This is a genomic window from Klebsiella sp. 28 (assembly GCF_018223905.1).
GTDB classification, from domain to species: domain Bacteria; phylum Pseudomonadota; class Gammaproteobacteria; order Enterobacterales; family Enterobacteriaceae; genus Klebsiella; species Klebsiella pneumoniae.
The window spans coordinates 15,423-32,243 of the sequence record NZ_JAGRQY010000072.1 but is presented as its reverse complement, the minus strand read 5'-3'; the positions used below and the strand labels follow the sequence as shown (position 1 = coordinate 32,243).

Sequence of the window (16,821 nt, the reverse complement as noted above, 5' to 3'; positions counted from 1 at the left end):
GACCGAGAAAGCCGAGCCCGGCGGCGGCAAGGATAATACCCGCCAGATCGAGCGCCAGCCGAACAATCGCCGACGGCAGACACAGCGGCAGAATATGGCCGATCAGCAGCCGCCCGCCGCGGATGCCCAGCATCTCCGCCGCGGCGAGGTAGTCGCTATGGCGCAGGCGCTGAATTTCGCTGCGCGCCTGACGGGCGTAGGCCGGCCAGGTGGTCAGGGCTAACGCCAGCGCGCCGTTGACCAGCCCCGGGCCGAGCATCGCCACGAACGCGAAGGCGAGGATCAGGCGCGGCATCGACATCACCACGTCGGTAAAGCGCATCAGTATCCGCTCCAGCCACCCGCCATAGTAGCCGGAGAGGATACCCACCAGCAGACCGACGGGCAGGGTAATGGCGGTCACCAGCGCCACCAGACCCAGCGCCGGGCGGGCGCCGTAGAGCAAGCGCGACAGCAGGTCGCGGCCGTAGCTGTCGGTGCCGAGCCAGTGCCCTGCGCCCGGCCCCTGCAGACGAGCGGCGGCATCCTGCCAGTTGGGATCGTGCGGCGCCAGCCACGGGGCGAACAGCGCGGTCAGCACCAGCAGGATCACCAGGGTCAGGCCGCTGAAGGCGGCGGGGGAGCGGCGCAGACGGCGTGAAAACAGATAAGTCGGCATCAGCGCACCCTCGGGTCGGTTAACCGTACCAGCAGGTCGGTCAGATTATTGATCAGCACAAAACTCACGCCGATCAGCAGCGTGCCGCCCATGATCGCCGTGGTATCCCCAGCGAACAGCGCCGTGGTGAGGTAGCGGCCGATCCCCGGCCACGAGAAGACGGTTTCGGTGAGCACCGCCCCTTCGAGCATGGAGGTCCAGGCGAGGGCGGTCACCGTCAGCAGGGTGCCGCGAATATTGGGCAGGACATGGCGCAACAGAATCGTCATCTCTCCGGCCCCTTTGGCCCGCGCCAGCAGAATGTACTCTTTGTTCATCTCGCTCAGGCAGGCGGAGCGGGTCAGGCGGGTGATGCTGGCCAGCGAGTAATAGGCCAGCACCAGCACCGGCAGCGCCAGATGGCCGATCGCATTTTTAAACGCCGCGGTATCGCCGGAGAGCCAGGTGTCGATCAGCGCAAAACCGCTGCGTGGCTCGACGGTGTACTGATAAATATCGTCGAGGCGACCCGGGCCCGGCGCCCACTGCAGCCGGGCGTAGAACAGGGCCAGCATCAGCAGGCCGAGCCAGAAAATGGGCACCGAGTTGCCCAACAGGGTAAAGGTGCGAACCGCCAGATCCCACGGCGAACCGGCGTAACGGGCGCACAGCACCCCGGCGACGATGCCCAGTACCGCGCCGACGATCAGCGCCAGGGTCGCCAGCTCAAGGGTCGCCGGGAAGACCGCCAGCAGATCGTGGAGCACCGGCTGGCCGGTAGCGCTGGCGATGCCAAGATCGCCATGGGCCAGGTTGACCAGGTAGTGCCAGAACTGCACCGGCAGCGGCTGGTCGAGACCCAGCTGATGGCGAACCTGGTCATAGGTCGACTGGCTGGCATGGTCGCCGACGATCTGCAGTACGCGGTCGACGGGCGACAGCGCGGAGAGCGAGAAGGTGACCAGCAACAGCCCGAACAGCGTGAGCAGCAGCGTAAACACCCCCTGCAGCAGGCGGGTAAGGTGAGTGGAAAACGATGGCATGGAAAATGGAAATTCCTGGTATATCAGCATTGTACCCGGCGGCGCGATGCCGACCGGGCCCGGGTGAGGAGTCGGTCATCCGGGCAGACAAGGCCGCCGTACCCGGTGACAAAACCCGCTTACTTGGTCACGTTATCGTACCAGACCATGTCGGCGTTCAGTCCCTGCTGATAGCCCTTCACGTTGTCACGCACCACGATCTGGGTTTTCCCCTGGTCAATAAAGACGTACGGCGAATGCTGGAGCAGGGTTTCCTGCATCGTTTTGTACAGGTCGAGGCGTTTCGCCGGGTCCGGCTCCGCCACCGCGGCGAGGGTGGCTTTATTCAGCTCAGGGATCTGCCAGCCGTTGAGCCCGGCCACGGTGCTGGATTTACCATCGTTCCAGGCAAAGGCGCTGGCATTGGAGTGGGCATCAAAGTAGTCCGGGATCCACAGGCGGATCGCCGCCTGATGCTGCTTCGCGCGCACCCGGGCATAGACCTGGCTGCCGGCGGCGGGTAGCAGATCCACCTTCACCCCGCCCTGGGCAAAGCTGGCCTGCAGCGATTGGGCGATGGTGATAAACGGCGGTTTGTTCTCCACATCGAGGGTGAAGTGGGCATCCTTAATGCCCGCTTTATCAAGGATAGCCTTAGCTTTTTGCGGGTCAAAGGTGAACGGATTAGTCTCCAGCGCCCCCGGCAGGCCGGCCGGCAGGAAGCTTTGGTGAATAAAGTACTGGCCTTTCAGCAGATTTTTGGTGATGCCCTCATAATCAACCAGCCAGCGCGCCGCCTCCCAGAAGGCCGGGTTATTGAGCAGCGGGTTGGCGCTGTTGGCGGTATTAAACACCAGGTAGTTCTGCTCGGCGGACGGGATGCTCAGCACCTTCACGCCGGGTTTATCCTGCAGGGCGGCAATCTGGTCAGCGCCGAGATCGCGCGCCACGTCGGCATCCCCCTGCTGGATCAGCAGGCGGCGGGAAGCCGGGTCGGGGACGTTTTTAATAATGATGCTCTTGATTTTCGGCGCGCCGGTGGGGGAGCTGGCGTTGGCCTCCAGCACGATGGCCTGATGCGGCTGGTAGACGCGCATTTTATAGGCCCCGCTGCCCGCCGAGTGCATCTTCAGCCAGTCGTTGCCGAAGTCGTTATTTTTCGCGTTCGGCGCCACCTGTTTTTCATCCACGATAGAGGCGATGGGGGTGGAGAGAATATTCAGCGCCACCGCCGGGCTGACGTCGGCGGTCCAGTGCAGCGTCAGGGTATGGTCATCAATCTTTTTCAGCTGGCTGGCGATGTTGTCCGGCTGCCAGCCGAGCACGTTGAGAATAAACGCTGGCGATTTATTCAGCGTCACCGCGCGGGTGTAAGAGAAAATCACATCTTCCGGGCGCAGCGGATTACCGGAGGCGAATTTGGCATCCGGCTTCAGTTTAATGGTCAGGGTTTTCGCCGCCGGATCGGCCTGCCAGCTTTCGGCGAGGATCGGTACGATTTTTTCAGGGTTGTTGCGGTCCGGCTGCACCAGACGCTGATAGAGGCTGGGGACCGTCTGAATGCTGGAGAGTTCGTTAGCTTCCGCCGGGTCGAGGCTGACGATATCGTCGAGACCCTGGGCGACCACCAGCGTGTTGGGCGGCGTGGCGGCATGCGCGGCGGCGGAGAGCGCCGACAGTAGCAGTAAAGGCAACAGTTTTTTGGTCATGTGCAATCCCTGAAGAATGGTTATTTTATTGTTTTATGCCTCGCTACGTTAGGCCGCTTGCCATAAGGCGTAAAGTCAAAATAAGGATATCCTTATGCTAAAAACGCATATTCAAGAACGACAGGTTATTGCCGGTCGCGCAGAAGCGCCTTTCTCCGCTGCGGGGTTCTTGCTATAACGCATTGTCTATTGCGAGGAGGTGGGTGTGCCGGAAATTAATGAGTATGGCCAGCAGGTGAACGACCTGGTCCCTGGCTGGCAGGGGGCGCAAGTCCTGCGGCGGACGGCGTTAAATGGCCGTTTTTGCCGCCTGGAGCCGCTGGACGTTGACCGTCATGCGGCGGATCTGTTTGCCGCCTATGCGCTCGGCGACAACAGCGACTGGACGTGGCTGGCGTCTACGCGGCCGGAGAGCGTGGCGGCGACCGCCCACTGGATCGCGGGCAAGGTGAATGATGATGCCCTGGTGCCGTATGCGGTGGTTGACCTGCATAGCGAGCAGGCGGTGGGCATCGTTAGCTATATGGCGATCGAGCGGGAAATGGGCACGGTTGAGATCGGCCATGTCACCTGGTCGCGACGGATGAAAAACACCCCGCTGGGTACCGAAGCGGTCTGGCTGCTGCTCAAAAACGGCTTTGACCATGGCTATCGTCGGCTGGAGTGGAAATGCGATTCGATGAATGTCGCCTCGCGCCGCGCCGCCGAGCGGCTGGGCTTTAGCTGGGAAGGACGTCTGCGGCAGAGGCTGGTGCGTAAAGGGCGGACGCGCGACAGCGATATGCTGTCCATCATCGACGGCGAGTGGCCTGCGCGCGATGCGGCGCTGCGGGCGTGGCTGGCGGCGGAGAACTTTACTGCCGACGGTCAGCAGATTAAGCGCCTGGAGGCGTTTCGCTAACATCAACCTATGGGGTCAAAACCCGGAACGGCACCCCGGTCGCGCTGCGCTTACGGGGGCTACGTTACATCGCCTCAGGGTAGGCCGGGCAAGGCGTAGTCGCCGCCCGGCATTGACCTGTTAGCGGCGAACCGGCGCGTCGCCAGCGACATAATACGTCGCGGTGCTGCGCGGCAGCGGCTGGCGGCCGCGAATGGCGTCGGCCATCTTCTCGCCGATCATAATGGTGGTGGCGTTGAGGTTGCCGGTGATGATCTGCGGCATGATCGAGGCGTCGACCACCCGCAATCCTTCCAGACCGTGGACGCGGCCCTCGCCATCGACCACCGCCATCTCGTCGTAACCCATCTTACAGGTCCCGCACGGGTGGAACGCGGTCTCGGCGTGGTTGCGCACAAACTCATCCAGTTCGGCATCGCTCTGGCATTCTATTCCCGGACTGATTTCGCGGCCGCGATACTTATCCAGCGCCGGCTGGTTCATGATCTCCCGGGTAATGCGGATGGCGTCGCGGAACTCCTGCCAGTCCTGCTCATGGGACATATAGTTAAACAGGATCGCCGGATGGGCGTGCGGGTCGCGCGACTTCAGGCGCACGTGGCCGCGGCTGGGCGAACGCATCGAGCCGACGTGGCACTGGAAGCCGTGCTCTTTCACCGCGTTGGAGCCATTGTAGTTAATCGCCACCGGCAGGAAGTGGTACTGAATGTTCGGCCAGGCGAACTCTGCGCGGCTGCGGATAAAACCGCCCGCTTCGAACTGGTTGCTGGCGCCGATGCCGGTGCCGCCGAACAGCCACTCGGCGCCGATCTTCGGCTGGTTCCACCACTGTAGCGCCGGGTAGAGCGATACCGGCTCTTTGCACTCGTACTGCAGATACATCTCCAGATGGTCCTGCAGGTTCTCACCCACGCCGGGGAGATCGTGCACCACCGGGATATCGAACTGCCTGAGCAGCTCCGGGTTACCCACGCCGGAGCGCTGCAGGAGCTGCGGCGAGGCAATCGCCCCGGCGCACAGCAGCACCTCTTTGTTGGCCGTCGCTTTTGACGGGATCGTGCTCTCTCCCTCCAGCCACTCGACGCCCACCGCGCGCTTGCCGGCAAAAATAATGTGATCGGTCAGCGCATGGGTGCGGATGGTCAGGTTCGGGCGACCGCGCGCCTGGTCGAGATAGCCGCGGGCGGTGCTGGCGCGACGGCCCTGCGGCGTCACGGTGCGGTCCATCGGGCCAAAGCCTTCCTGCTGGTAGCCGTTGAGATCGTCGGTACGCGGATAGCCCGCCTGCACCCCGGCTTCAACCATCGCCTCGAAGAGCGGATTATTGCCCGGCTTCGGTGTCGTCACGCTCACCGGGCCATCGCCGCCGTGGTAGTCGTTAGGCCCGATATCGCGGGTTTCCGCTTTCCGGTAGTAGGGCAGGCAGTCGAGATAGCTCCAGTGTTCCAGACCCGGCTCTTTGGCCCAGTTATCCAGATCCATCGCGTTACCGCGAATGTAGCACATGCCGTTGATCAGCGAGGATCCGCCGAGCCCTTTGCCGCGTCCGCACTCCATGCGGCGATTGTTCATGTACGGCTCCGGTTCGGTTTCGTAGGCCCAGTTGTAGCGCTTGCCCTGCAGCGGATAAGCCAGCGCGGCGGGCATCTGGGTGCGGAAATCGAACCGGTAGTCAGGGCCGCCGGCTTCCAGCAGCAGGACGGTGGTGTTTGGATCTTCAGTCAGTCGTGTTGCCAGAACGTTGCCGGCGGAGCCGGCACCAATAATGATGTAGTCAAATTGCAAAAAAACCTCCCGGTTAAAATATGGACTGGAATTTACCCATCTCAACCTGGATGGACTTCACCTGGGTGTAACTCTGCAGCGTCATCACGCCGTTCTCGCGGCCAATGCCGGAGTGTTTGTAGCCGCCAACCGGCATTTCCGCCGGGGATTCCCCCCAGCTGTTGATCCAGCAGATGCCGGCTTCCAGCTGGTGGATAATTCGGTGAGCGCGGTTGAGGTTGGGCGTCACCACGCCGGCGGCGAGGCCGTATTCGGTGGCGTTGGCGCGGCGAATGACCTCCGCTTCGTCGGCATAGCTGAGGATCGACATCACCGGGCCGAAGATCTCTTCGCGCACGATGGTCATCTCGTCGCTGCAATCGGTAAACACCGTCGGGGCGACCCACGCGCCGTTATCGAAACCGTCGCCTTTCAGCGCCTCGCCGCCGCACAGCAGGCGCGCGCCTTCGCGTTTGCCGCTCTCGATATAGCGCAGAACGTTGTCGCGATGGGGGAAGCTGACCAGCGGGCCGAAGTTGGTGTCATCGGCAAACAGATCGCCNNCTTTCAGTGATGACGCGGCCGAGTTGGCCATTACTTTTTTGCCGCTGGCGACGCCGCCGGTGAAGGAGATTTTGGCGATGTCCGGATGCTCGGTCAGATACTGGCCGGTTTCCGCGCCGATCCCTGGCAGGACGTTAAACACCCCGTCCGGCAGGCCCGCTTCGCTGTAAATTTCCGCCAGCTTGAGGGCGGTCAGCGGGGTGACTTCGCTCGGTTTGAAAATCATCGCATTGCCAGCGGCCAGCGCTGGCGCCGATTTCCACAGGGCGATCTGGATCGGGTAGTTCCACGCGCCGATCCCGGCTACCACCCCCAGCGGTTCGCGACGGGTATAGACGAAGGAACTGTCGCGCAGCGGGATCTGGCTGCCTTCCAGCGCCGGGATCAAGCCAGCGTAATACTCCAGCACGTCGGCGCCGGTGACGATATCGACGGCGGCGGTTTCGCTGAGGGGTTTCCCGGTATCCAGCGTCTCCAGCCGCGCCAGCTCATCGTTGCGCTGGCGCAGAAGGTCGACGGCGCGACGCAGGATACGCGAGCGTTCCATGGCGGTCATCGCCGCCCAGATTTTTTGCCCACGCTGCGCGCTCTCGACGGCGCGGTCGACATCCTCGCGTCCGGCAGCCTGAACGGTCGCCAGCACCTCGCCAGTGGCAGGGTTGATGGTCTCGAAGGTGCGACCGCTGGTGGCCGATGTATAACCACCATTAATATAAAGCTGCTGTTCTGCCATTCGGGACATAACGCCTCCTCGGTTATGGGTTCGGTAAATGCTGACGAATAAAGTGGCTGGTCAGCGACTGCGCCAGCGTTTTATCCAGCGGTTTGCCGCTGAGCGCCGCCCGCAGCCACAGGCCGTCTATCAGCGCCGCCAGCCCGTAGCCGGCCTCCTGCGCCTGCTCGCGCGGCAGCTCGCGGCGGAATTCGTACACCAGGTTCGACAGCAGGCGACGGCTGCTGACCTGCTGTAACCGATAAAGCATCGGCTGGTGCATGCTGCTGGCCCAAAAGGCCAGCCAGGCCTTCATCGCCGCGCTGCTGATCTGCGTCTCATCAAAGTTGCCCCCGACAATCGCCTGCAGGCGCTGGCTGGCGCTGCCGTCCGGCAGAGCGTGCAGACGGTTGAGCACCGCGTCGCGCAGCTGGCTGGTTATGTCGCGCATGGTCGCCTCCAGCAGACCATTTTTGTCTTTGAAATAGTGACTGATGATCCCCGTCGATACGCCCGCCCGCCGGGCAATCTGCGCGATGGTCGCGTCGTGCATACCGACTTCATTTATTGCGTCCAGCGTGGCGTCGATCAGCTGCCTGCGCCGGATCGGCTGCATCCCCAGTTTGGGCATTTTTGCCACTCCATTCATCAGCGTTGGTTAACTATTAAAGCGGTTTTTGATTGGACGTTCAATATAAAATGTGTCTTAATTGTTGCGGATTTGGATTTTAATAGTTACAAAAACAGTGGGGATACTGGATGACAGATCTTTCGCAAAGCAGAGAAAAGGACAAAATCAATCCGGTGGTTTTTTATACCTCGGCCGGACTGATTTTGTTGTTTTCCCTGATGACGATCTTTTTTCGCGATTTTTCTGCCGAGTGGATTGGGCGCACCCTGGACTGGGTGTCGAAAACCTTCGGCTGGTACTATCTGCTGGCGGCGACGCTGTATATCGTCTTCGTCGTCTGCATTGCCTGCTCGCGCTTCGGCTCGGTGAAGCTCGGGCCGGAGCAGTCAAAGCCCGAGTTCAGCCTGCTGAGCTGGGCGGCGATGCTGTTCGCCGCCGGCATCGGCATCGACCTGATGTTCTTCTCAGTCGCCGAGCCGGTGACGCAATATATGCAGCCGCCGGAAGGGGCGGGGCAGACCATCGAGGCGGCGCGCCAGGCGATGGTCTGGACCCTGTTTCACTATGGCTTAACCGGTTGGTCAATGTATGCCCTGATGGGCATGGCGCTGGGATACTTTAGCTATCGTTATAATTTGCCGCTCACCATCCGCTCGGCGCTGTACCCGATTTTTGGCAAACGGATCAATGGGCCCATCGGCCACAGCGTCGATATTGCGGCGGTGATCGGCACCATCTTCGGCATCGCCACCACCCTCGGTATCGGCGTCGTGCAGCTCAACTACGGTCTGAGCGTGCTGTTCGATATTCCGGACTCGCTGGCGGCGAAAGCGGCCCTGATTGCGCTGTCGGTGATCATCGCCACCATCTCGGTCACCTCCGGGGTGGACAAGGGCATCCGCGTGCTCTCCGAGCTGAACGTCGCCCTCGCGCTGGGGCTGATCCTGTTCGTGCTGTTCATGGGCGATACCTCCTTCCTGCTCAATGCGTTAGTGCTCAACGTCGGCGACTACGTCAATCGCTTTATGGGAATGACGCTGAACAGCTTCGCCTTCGACCGGCCGGTGGAATGGATGAACAACTGGACGCTCTTTTTCTGGGCGTGGTGGGTGGCCTGGTCGCCGTTTGTGGGCCTGTTCCTGGCGCGCATTTCGCGCGGGCGCACCATCCGCCAGTTTGTGATGGGCACCCTGATTATTCCCTTCACCTTTACCCTGCTGTGGCTGTCGGTGTTCGGCAACAGCGCGCTGTATGAGATCATCCACGGCGACGCGGCCTTTGCCCAGGAGGCGATGGCCCACCCGGAGCGCGGCTTCTACAGCCTGCTGGCGCAGTATCCGGCGTTTACCTTTAGCGCGTCGGTGGCGACCATCACCGGTCTGCTGTTTTACGTTACCTCCGCCGACTCCGGCGCGCTGGTGCTGGGGAATTTCACCTCGAAGCTGAAGGACATCAACAGCGACGCCCCGAACTGGCTGCGCATCTTCTGGTCGGTGGCCATCGGTCTGTTGACCCTCGGGATGCTGATGACCAACGGCATCTCGGCGCTGCAGAACACCACGGTGATCATGGGGCTGCCGTTCAGCTTTGTGATTTTCTTCGTGATGGCCGGACTGTATAAATCTCTGAAAGTGGAAGATTACCGCCGGGTCAGCGCCAGCCGCGACACCGCCCCGCGCCCGATGGGCCTCCAGGATCGTCTGAGCTGGAAGAAGCGCCTGTCGCGGCTGATGAATTACCCCGGCACGCGCTATACCAAACTGATGATGGAGACGGTGTGCTACCCGGCGATGGAGGAGGTGGCCCAGGAGCTGCGGCTGCGCGGCGCCGCGGTGGAACTGAAGAGCCTGCCGCCGGAAGAGGGTGAGAACCTTGGCCACCTCGATCTGCTGGTGCACATGGGCGACGAGCAGAACTTTATCTACAAGATCTGGCCGCAGCAGTACTCGGTGCCGGGCTTTACCTATCGGGCGCGCAGCGGGAAATCCACCTATTACCGGCTGGAGACCTTCCTGCTGGAGGGCAGTCAGGGTAACGACCTGATGGACTACAGCAAAGAGCAGGTGATCACCGATATTCTCGACCAGTACGAGCGGCACCTGAACTTTATCCATCTGCATCGGGAAGCGCCGGGGAACAGCGTGATGTTCCCGGATGGCTAATCAGGGAAGCCCCCGTCGGGGAAAGGCTGACGGGGGCGATGGTCGTTACTGGTAGTTAAAGGCGTCCGGATGGTTGTCGAGGCTGCCGCTGAGGGCGGCAAACAGCACGGTTTTGCCATCGATGGACAGGGCATCGCTGACGTTAAGCCAGGTCAGCTTCTCCTGGTCGGTTTTTTCATCGACCACCGAGTAAACGCCGGACATCTGTTTGCTTTTTTCCGACCAGATCACCGCGATACGTTCATGGCCGCAGTCGTGGGGTTTGCAGGCGCTTAACACCTGCCAGGATTCGCTACCCAGTTTCACCGTCTGCGCGGGCGAACCGGTGCCGCCGGTGGTCACCCAGGCGGGCAGCTGATGGCCTTTGACCATCTGGTTAAACGACGCCCGGGTGGCGGCATCGTGAGCCAGACTGTTCAGCGTGACATCGCTTTGCGCCATAACGCTGGCGGAGGCGGCTAAGGCGACGATAGCGGTAAGAGCTTTAAACATGTTTCCTCCTGGACTTATTCCGTCCTCATAACAAGCCTCTTTATAGTGAGCGTAGAGAATGATTAATGCAAACTCTGACATATTTTCTGTGAATGATTAGAAGCGGTGCGCGCATGGACGTTACGCTAAGCGATATGCCATGATGCGGATTGATTTATTTTCCAAATATATGCCCTTGGGATAAAGCAGTTAGCGAAGTGGCATAGTTATTCAGGCGATAAAGCATGGCGTATGTGAATCATCTACTGACGTTTATTGAGAGTAATCCGGCGCTGGCGGTGGGGTTTAATCTTATTCTGCTGCTGCTCTCCGGCATATTTGCCCATCTTTTATGCAAGTTCTTGCTGATTAAAGTGGTGCGTAAGGTCTTCTTTAGTAGCCACAAACAGGATGTGCCGCTGGAGAAGGATCGACGCATCGCCGAAAAGCTGTCCAATTTCATTCCGGTTATTATCATCTATTACGTTCTGCAGTTTATGCCGGCGATGCCGGCATCGCTGGTGACGGCGATTAATACTATCTGCGGGATCTTGTTTTTTATTTTTATGTCGGTGTTTTTCAACGAGATGCTGGATATTGTCAACAGCTCCTATCTGCGAAAGACCAAACGTAAAAATCATTCCATTAAGGGCTATATCCAGATAGGCAAAATCTTAGTCCACATCCTGGCGGCGATCATGATCCTCGCCGTGATGTCGAACAAATCGCCGATCATTATTATCTCCAGTCTGGGGGCCGTGGCGGCGGTACTGATGATCGTGTTCCAGCATACTCTGCTGTCGCTGGTGGCGAACGTTCAGCTGTCGTCCAACGACGTGCTCCAGCTGGGGGACTGGATTGAAATGCCTGACAAGAACCTCAGCGGTGAGGTGACGGATATCGCGCTGCACACCATTACCATCCGCAACTGGGACAATACCATCTCCCGTATCCCGACCAAGAATTTCCTCACCGAGACCTATACCAACTGGCAGGCGATGTTCTCCTCCGGGGCGCGGCGGATCATGCGCAGTATCGCCATCGATCAACACTCGGTGCGTTTTCTCGACCAGGAGATGCTCTCCTCGATGCTGACCATCCGCGGGGTGAGTGAGCCTTTGGGCACGCTGCTTGACGGCCGGGATCCCGGCGGCGTGGCCGACCGCTGGTTTATCGATAACGGGCTGACCAACCTGACCCTGTTTCGCCACTATCTGATGCACTATCTCGCCGAGCGGCCGGATATTATTAAGGAGATGTACATTGTGGCGAGAACGCTGAAACCTTCGCCGTCGGGCATCCCGCTGGAGATTTACTGCTTCACCACCTCAACGCTATGGAAAGACTACGAAAACACCCAGTCGGCGATATTTGAGTACATTACCGCGGTGGCCGGACAGTTTTCTCTGCGCCTCTATCAGTATCCCGCCGGGCACGATTTCTGGCGTCTCTCCTAGGAGCACGCCGCCCGGACGGGCCTGCCGCCGTCGGCCGAAGGCTAAACGCTGATCTGCTGGCGCCAGAGGGCGATCTCCTCCTCCAGCCAGGCGATGAACCGGGCGACTTCCGGCCGGTTCTCCGCCTGCGGGGAGACGGTTAGCCAGTAGTGCCAGGGGTAGGGGACGGTGACGGCGGTGAGCTGCACCAGCTCGCCGCGGGCTATCGCCCCCGCCACCAGGGAGCGCCGCTCCAGCGCCACGCCGGCCCCCAGGCGGACCGCCTCCAGCACCAGATTGGAGTCGTTCAGGCGCAGGCCCGCGGGGACGATCGGCTTTTCCAGCCCCGCCTGGCTGCACCAGGCGTTCCAGGACTCCATGGAAAAAATAATATCGCTGGCGGCGATCGCCTGCGGGGTGGTCGGCAGGTTACCGCCGCGATAGCCGGGGGCGGCGACCACCAGCTGTTCATCGGCAAACAGACGCCGGCTTTCCATTCCCTCCCAATCGCCTTGCCCCATGCGAATGGCCAGATCGATACCCTCCTGTTGCAGGTTAACCACTGCCAGGCTGGTCAGCAGGCGCACCGCGATCTGCGGATGCCGCGCCTGAAAGCGCGCCAGCCGCGGCAGCAGCCAGTGGCAGCCAAAGGAGGGGAGCGTCGCCAGGGACACTTCCAGGGTGCGGGGTTTGATCTGCACCATGCGCGTGGCGTCGGCGATGTGCTGTAACGCTTCGCGGATTTGCAGGGCATAGAGCCGTCCTTCTTCCGTGAGGCGCACTCCGCGGCCGTGGCGGATAAAGAGCGTGACGCCGACCAGGGCTTCCAGCTGTTTGATGTGCTGGCTGACCGCCGAATGGGTCACGCTCATCTCGTGGGCGGCCTGCGTCACGCTGCCGAGGCGCGCCACCGCCTCAAAGCTGCGCAGGCTGGCGACAGGGGGAAAATCTGCCATGGTGGTGTCTCTGTCAGTGAGTCGATACGTTAACGTTACTACCGGGTTAGCGGCTTTTATAGCCGCCGCGAACAGGCTGAAAAAGGGGCTAAATGCTGCCTCAGTCGGTATAGCACGAGGGGGACTGGAGGGCTACAGCGAGTCGCCAATCTGTTAGTTTTACTAACCGTTGCGGTAAGTATCCCGTGATATTCGCGGCATCGGTTTTCCAGTAAGGTAAAGCCGCAACCTCTTTATCGCAGGCAGGAGTGACGATGAAACTCATTGGTATGATGGATTCACCTTATGTAAGACGCGTGGCGGTTTCTCTGGCGCTCTATGGCGTGGAATTCGAGAGCCTGCCGCTATCGGTCTTTAGCGGCTTTGACGAATTTTCCCGTATTAATCCGGTGGTCAAGGCGCCGACGGTGGTGCTCGATAACGGGACGCAGCTGATGGACTCCACGCTGATCCTCCACTATTTCGAAACGACCAATCCGGCCGGGCGCCGGCTGCTTCCCGCGCATCCCGAGGCGCTGGCCCGCGATCTGCACCTGCTGGGGGTGATCCTCGCCGCCTGTGAAAAAGCGGTCCAGCATGTTTATGAGCACCGTCTGCGGCCGGAAGAGAAACAGCATCAGCCGTGGATAGCCCGGGTGACCGGCCAGCTGCTGGCCGCCTGTCGGGAGTGGGACGCCCGGCTGGCAGACCGCGCCGCCGCCGCGCAGCCGGATCAGGTGCTGGTCACCAGCACGGTGGTCTGGTCCTTTATCCAGTTGATGATCCCGGCGGTGGTGTCGACAGCTGAGTTTCCACATATTCGCGCGCTGGCGGAGAAGGGGGAGGCGCTGCCGGCGTTTCAACAGTATCCGCTGGGTTAACGGCAGGGGGCGTTGGATTGCAGCCGGACGAAGACGTTATCGCCCGGCTGGGTTGCGCTCAGCGTCTTGCCAGCGTCACCGCGTGTTGCCAGGACTGCCATCGCTGCACAAGCCGATGATGCCGGAGCAGGTCTGGTGCATAAGTGATGTGTTCTGGTAAAAAGGGCTGAAGCTCTGCCACCGTCAGCTTGTGCAACGCTTTACGCGCCAGCAGTGCCGCGCCGGTCGCCGACAGCTCGGCCACATCGCTGCGCATCACCGGACAACCTAGCAGGTCGGCCTGGTACTGCATTAACCAGTCGTTTTTGGTGGGTCCCCCATCCACCAGCAGCGTGTTGAGCGTAAAGCCATGATGGGCACGCATCGCAGTGATTACATCGGCAATCTGGTAGGTAATTGACTCTAGCGCGGCACGAATGAGATGGGCCCGCTTCACGCCCCGGCTTAATCCATGGATCAAACCGCGGGCCTTATCGTCCCACCAGGGTGCGCCCATGCCGGTGAGCGCCGGCACAAAAAAGACGCCTAAGGTGGAATCTACCGAACGAGGCAGAGCATTCAGCGCCTGGGCCAGTTCGGCGGGAGAGCGTTCGCTCAATCCGGTACTGTCGGCCATCCACGCCACCGCATCGCCGGTATGGGGAATGTTCCCCTCGAGTGCGTAGACCAGCTTTTCTCCGTCGTGCCAGGCCACCGTGGTGGCGAGATTGCTGACGTGAAACGCCACCGAATCGACGGGCGCCATCACCGAGGTCCCTGTACCGTAAGTGGCTTTAACACAACCGGTGGCGCCCAGACCGTGGGCGAAAAGGGCGGCATGCGAATCGCCAATCATCGCCATTACCGGGATCCCATCAGGGAGGGTGGCTAAACCAGCGGTGTAACCAAACAGTCCACTTGAAGGTTTTATCACCGGGAGTGCTGCACGCGGAATGCCAAACAGGGCGAGCATATCGGTATCCCAGTCCGCTGTTTGCAAATTCATGAGCTGTGTACGAGACGCGTTGGCGTAATCACAACAAAAATGCTGGCCTTGCGTCAGGTGCCAGAGTAGCCAGCTATCCACCGTACCGAGGCAAATCTCGCCATCTTTCGCTCGGTTCAGACCATCCGGAGTGTGGTCCAGCAGCCAGCGCATTTTCGAGGCGGAAAAGAGCGGGGCGACTGGCAGGCCGGTTACCGCCTTGATCTGCGGCTCATGACCTTGTTCACGCAGCATGTGGCAAAATGCGGCAGTACGTGAACATTGCCAGCTCAGGGCAGGCGCTATGACCTCGCCCGTTTCCCGATACCAGCCCACGACGGTTTCGCGCTGGTTGCTGATCGCCAGGGCCGCCACACGCTCCGCGCCAACGGCGGCCACTGTGCGAGAAATCACCTCCAGCGACGCGGCAAGCAGAAGCTCCGCTGACTGTTCAACCCATCCTTCCTGCGGCGTAGCGATCTCAAGCGCGCGGGAAAATTGCGCGATTACCCGCCCGTGGCTGTCGAAGGCAACGGCTTTGGCATTGGTTGTGCCCTCATCGAGGGCAATAATAATATCCTTGTTTACCGACATAGCGGCCTCCGGCCTTACTGGTGGAGATAGGTCGATACGCCCAGGTAGCGCGTAAATGCCTCGTGCAAAATTGCGGCACTGGCAGAATGGTTCATCGCGACATGGTGCTCAAAGCCGTTGCGGCAGATCCACGACAGCAGATTTTCCAGGTGGGGAACCTGAATGACCGCCCGACAGCCTACCGTATCGAGGGGATCGTCAACTGACTGACCTTCTCCGACGTAGGCCTTGATTTCGCCAGTCAGGTCGTCGGTGCTGAGGCGAAAATAGGTCAGCGCGCCGCTTTTCATGCGACCGTGCACGGCACCGCAGGTGTTCTCTTTGCCGACGGTGGTGCCGATAATATCGGCCGTTCCCATGTGCGGCGACTCAAGGCTGGTCGAGGCAAAGTTCCCACAATGGAACAGCACACATTTATCACGATCGTCGCCGAAGTTATTGTTCCAGTCTGCGATCGAGGCGGGGCTCAGGTTGCTGCTGGCGAGCGCGTACATGGAGAGCGCGCCCATGACATCGACCTCACAGGCGCTTGGCATCAGTTGTCCGGACATCACGCTCATGATGGAGCAGACGTTAATCCCCAGATTTTCCTGCAGCGAGGTCCAGCACTGAATTGCGGTGGTGTCGATGTCGTTGGCAACAATCCACTCGCTCAGGACCACAAACAGTTTCGCCATGGTGATCAGTTTATCTGCCGGAATACCGCTGGCGTCGGCATTATCGATCAGCAGGCGGCGCTTCTCATCCACACGAATATCGTCATCACGCAGGGCTTTAATCCGGGTAAATACCTCTGATAGATCTAACGTTTCCACTGCGATGCCTAAACGTTCGAGCAGTTTTTCACTGTAGCGAACGGTGTTAAAGCCCGCTGGACGGGCGCCAATCGCGCCAACGCGCACGCCGCGCATACTGTTCACCACGCGACATATCTGCGTGAAGCGCCGGAGATCCTGCTCAAACACCTCGCCGCTAAGCGCGCAAACGTGCTGGGTGGTCAGCGTAAACGGGATACCGTACTGGCGCAGGTTGTTGCAAAGGGAAATTTTGCCGCAAAAGCTATCGCGGCGAGTCGACAACCCCATTTTATCCAGATTATCCTCTTCGGCCTGAATAAGCACCGGGACGTTGAGACCGGAGAGGCGCAACGTTTCGGCGATGGCTTTTTCATCACCAAAGTTGGGTAACAGCACCACGACACCGTGAATGTTGTCGCGGTGGCTGCGGAACAGCTCGGCGCAAATTTTGGCATCCTGCCGGGTTTCCACGCCACCCAGTTCCGTCTGGGATGGATCAAGCATAATAGTGTTAATCCCAAGGCGGCTAAACAGCGCTACCGCCTGTTCGCGCGCTTCGGCGACCAGGTAGCTGGGGAAAAATCCCCGGTTGCCAATAATGACGCCCATGGTGAGTTGTTGAGGAATACGGGACATTGCGT

The 16,821-nt window shown here is 60.3% G+C and carries 14 protein-coding genes and 1 pseudogene; 5 read left to right on the top strand and 10 right to left on the bottom strand.

What is annotated here, in order from left to right; all coding sequences use genetic code 11:
* From KHQ28_RS13800 to KHQ28_RS13790, 3 genes are all read right to left on the bottom strand, one after another.
* On the bottom strand, positions 1–658 hold a 658-nt coding region (locus KHQ28_RS13800), incomplete at its 3' end, for an ABC transporter permease (RefSeq protein ID WP_211777619.1).
* Positions 658–1,680, bottom strand: coding sequence for an ABC transporter permease (locus KHQ28_RS13795; protein WP_032419250.1), 1,023 nt, complete (start codon positions 1,678–1,680; stop codon positions 658–660). The genes KHQ28_RS13795 and KHQ28_RS13800, both read right to left, overlap by 1 nt.
* A gap of 119 nt (positions 1,681–1,799) precedes the next feature.
* Entirely contained in the window at positions 1,800–3,368 is a 1,569-nt protein-coding gene (locus KHQ28_RS13790; protein WP_004191426.1) for an ABC transporter substrate-binding protein, read from the bottom strand.
* 205 nt (positions 3,369–3,573) lie between these two features.
* On the opposite strand from KHQ28_RS13790, the gene KHQ28_RS13785 reads away from it, so the two are divergent.
* Entirely contained in the window at positions 3,574–4,269 is a 696-nt protein-coding gene (locus tag KHQ28_RS13785; RefSeq protein ID WP_032419249.1) for a GNAT family N-acetyltransferase, read from the top strand.
* 120 nt (positions 4,270–4,389) lie between these two features.
* Here KHQ28_RS13785 and betA read toward each other — a convergent pair whose 3' ends face one another.
* The 3 genes from betA to betI all read right to left on the bottom strand — a co-directional run bounded on the left by betA (position 4,390) and on the right by betI (position 7,940).
* Positions 4,390–6,054 carry a choline dehydrogenase gene (gene betA / locus KHQ28_RS13780; RefSeq protein ID WP_032419248.1) on the bottom strand — a complete coding sequence of 555 codons (1,665 nt, stop codon included), beginning with the start codon at positions 6,052–6,054 and terminating at the stop codon, positions 4,390–4,392.
* A 13-nt stretch (positions 6,055–6,067) separates the two neighbouring features.
* Positions 6,068–7,339 carry a betaine-aldehyde dehydrogenase gene (locus tag KHQ28_RS13775; protein WP_211777618.1) on the bottom strand — a complete coding sequence of 424 codons (1,272 nt, stop codon included), beginning with the start codon at positions 7,337–7,339 and terminating at the stop codon, positions 6,068–6,070.
* 13 nt (positions 7,340–7,352) lie between these two features.
* Complete coding sequence (gene betI, locus KHQ28_RS13770) at positions 7,353–7,940, bottom strand: transcriptional regulator BetI (RefSeq protein ID WP_004151671.1); 588 nt, start codon at positions 7,938–7,940, stop codon at positions 7,353–7,355.
* 128 nt (positions 7,941–8,068) lie between these two features.
* On the opposite strand from betI, the gene betT reads away from it, so the two are divergent.
* Positions 8,069–10,102, top strand: a complete 2,034-nt coding sequence (gene betT / locus KHQ28_RS13765; protein WP_004142478.1) for a choline BCCT transporter BetT — start codon at positions 8,069–8,071, stop codon at positions 10,100–10,102.
* A gap of 45 nt (positions 10,103–10,147) precedes the next feature.
* On the opposite strand, the gene ivy is transcribed toward betT, so the two are convergent.
* Positions 10,148–10,594: an Ivy family C-type lysozyme inhibitor gene (gene ivy, locus KHQ28_RS13760; protein ID WP_004210923.1), complete on the bottom strand. Its 447-nt coding sequence runs from the start codon at positions 10,592–10,594 to the stop codon at positions 10,148–10,150.
* 224 nt (positions 10,595–10,818) lie between these two features.
* On the opposite strand from ivy, the pseudogene KHQ28_RS29235 reads away from it, so the two are divergent.
* A pseudogene (locus KHQ28_RS29235) lies at positions 10,819–11,239 on the top strand (hypothetical protein).
* Entirely contained in the window at positions 11,140–12,030 is an 891-nt protein-coding gene (locus KHQ28_RS13755; protein WP_306174357.1) for a mechanosensitive ion channel family protein, read from the top strand. The pseudogene KHQ28_RS29235 and the gene KHQ28_RS13755 overlap by 100 nt, the downstream one beginning before the upstream one ends.
* A gap of 41 nt (positions 12,031–12,071) precedes the next feature.
* Here the strand turns inward: KHQ28_RS13755 and KHQ28_RS13750 are convergent, their stop codons facing one another.
* Positions 12,072–12,965, bottom strand: a complete 894-nt coding sequence (locus KHQ28_RS13750) for a LysR substrate-binding domain-containing protein (RefSeq protein WP_032419247.1) — start codon at positions 12,963–12,965, stop codon at positions 12,072–12,074.
* Positions 12,966–13,219: 254 nt separating this feature from the next.
* Here KHQ28_RS13750 and KHQ28_RS13745 point away from each other — a divergent pair, with 254 nt between their 5' ends.
* Positions 13,220–13,825 carry a glutathione S-transferase family protein gene (locus tag KHQ28_RS13745; protein ID WP_032419246.1) on the top strand — a complete coding sequence of 202 codons (606 nt, stop codon included), beginning with the start codon at positions 13,220–13,222 and terminating at the stop codon, positions 13,823–13,825.
* A gap of 58 nt (positions 13,826–13,883) precedes the next feature.
* On the opposite strand, the gene KHQ28_RS13740 is transcribed toward KHQ28_RS13745, so the two are convergent.
* Both KHQ28_RS13740 and KHQ28_RS13735 read right to left on the bottom strand, forming a co-directional pair.
* Positions 13,884–15,383, bottom strand: a complete 1,500-nt coding sequence (locus KHQ28_RS13740; protein ID WP_032419245.1) for an FGGY family carbohydrate kinase — start codon at positions 15,381–15,383, stop codon at positions 13,884–13,886.
* Positions 15,384–15,397: 14 nt separating this feature from the next.
* Positions 15,398–16,816: an L-fucose/L-arabinose isomerase family protein gene (locus KHQ28_RS13735; protein WP_032419243.1), complete on the bottom strand. Its 1,419-nt coding sequence runs from the start codon at positions 16,814–16,816 to the stop codon at positions 15,398–15,400.
* Positions 16,817–16,821: the final 5 nt, after the last annotated feature.

Coding starts and splice junctions, on each gene's coding strand:
- KHQ28_RS13735 (WP_032419243.1), bottom strand. CDS start 16,816: ATGTCCCGTATTCCTCAACAACTCACCATGGGCGTCATTATTGGCAAC.
- KHQ28_RS13745 (WP_032419246.1), top strand. CDS start 13,220: ATGAAACTCATTGGTATGATGGATTCACCTTATGTAAGACGCGTGGCG.
- KHQ28_RS13740 (WP_032419245.1), bottom strand. CDS start 15,383: ATGTCGGTAAACAAGGATATTATTATTGCCCTCGATGAGGGCACAACC.
- betT (WP_004142478.1), top strand. CDS start 8,069: ATGACAGATCTTTCGCAAAGCAGAGAAAAGGACAAAATCAATCCGGTG.
- betI (WP_004151671.1), bottom strand. CDS start 7,940: ATGCCCAAACTGGGGATGCAGCCGATCCGGCGCAGGCAGCTGATCGAC.
- ivy (WP_004210923.1), bottom strand. CDS start 10,594: ATGTTTAAAGCTCTTACCGCTATCGTCGCCTTAGCCGCCTCCGCCAGC.
- KHQ28_RS13790 (WP_004191426.1), bottom strand. CDS start 3,368: ATGACCAAAAAACTGTTGCCTTTACTGCTACTGTCGGCGCTCTCCGCC.
- KHQ28_RS13755 (WP_306174357.1), top strand. CDS start 11,140: ATGTCGGTGTTTTTCAACGAGATGCTGGATATTGTCAACAGCTCCTAT.
- KHQ28_RS13795 (WP_032419250.1), bottom strand. CDS start 1,680: ATGCCATCGTTTTCCACTCACCTTACCCGCCTGCTGCAGGGGGTGTTT.
- KHQ28_RS13750 (WP_032419247.1), bottom strand. CDS start 12,965: ATGGCAGATTTTCCCCCTGTCGCCAGCCTGCGCAGCTTTGAGGCGGTG.